The sequence below is a fragment of the Streptomyces minutiscleroticus genome (assembly GCF_014650875.1).
Classification (GTDB): Bacteria; Actinomycetota; Actinomycetes; order Streptomycetales; family Streptomycetaceae; genus Streptomyces; species Streptomyces minutiscleroticus.
Genome location: NZ_BMVU01000221.1, coordinates 1 through 863, shown reverse-complemented (window position 1 = coordinate 863; position 863 = coordinate 1). Strand labels below are relative to the sequence as shown.

2 protein-coding genes are annotated in these 863 nt (G+C 68.4%); both read right to left on the bottom strand.

The window, feature by feature from the left end; genetic code table 11:
• Positions 1-20 precede the first annotated feature (20 nt).
• Entirely contained in the window at positions 21-362 is a 342-nt protein-coding gene (locus tag IE271_RS41110; protein ID WP_190195507.1) for an STAS domain-containing protein, read from the bottom strand.
• A 185-nt stretch (positions 363-547) separates the two neighbouring features.
• A partial coding sequence (locus tag IE271_RS41105; protein WP_190195506.1) for an STAS domain-containing protein occupies positions 548-863 on the bottom strand: 316 nt, incomplete at its 5' end.

Genomic DNA, 863 nt, shown 5'->3' with positions numbered 1-863 from the left:
CGAAGGCGCTGGGGCAGGCCTCACCGCTCGAGGAACGAGAACCGTTTGTCCAGGTGCGTGCCCTCGAACGCGATCCGCGCCATGCTGCTCACCTCTGCCAGGGCGACGCCGATCCCCGCCGCGTGAAAGCCCGCGCACATGCCCCACAGCGTGAACGAGGCGTCATGGCTGCAGTAGGAGACCTCCGACAGATCCAGCACGACCCGGTGGGTGTCGTCCTCGCCTCGTACTACCTGCCCGATCGCTTCGGCCAGCAGCTGCACCTCATCCAGGCGCACCTCCCCGATTGCACCCACCCATACCGCACCGTCCCCTGCTGTCGCCCCACAGATCACCAGCTCGAATCCCGCTCCCGGCATCATGCCCTGTCACCTTCGATCAGCCCTGGCGGGCCACCACGCCCTTCCCGGCCCGGCACTTCCAGCCTGACGTCCTCTCCGGCCGCCTGTCCGGCACCCGCCCCGAGTCCCCGCACACCGGCCGCTGATGATGCCGCGGCTGTCCAGGGCGCGTGGGCAGCGCTCCTGCACTGTTGCGCCGGACGGTCTCATCCGTTGGCGGCGCGGCCGTCGTGCTGGTGGAACGGAATCCATCTCTCCAGCTCCGCCTCCTTGAAGGCGAGGTGTGCTGCAGAGCTCAGCTCGGTCATGGTGACGGTGATGCCCATGATCTCCATGCCGTAGCACATGCCCAGCAAGATGAACGCGCTGTTGTGGCTGCAGGAGGAGACACCGGACAGGTCCAGCACGACCTGCCGGCAGCCCGCCCCCGCCTGTTGTGCTGCCTGTGCGACCGTCGCGGCCAGCAGCTGGATCTCCTCCTGCTCCAGTTCACCGGCCACGGCGATCCAGGCCGCGGCCTCT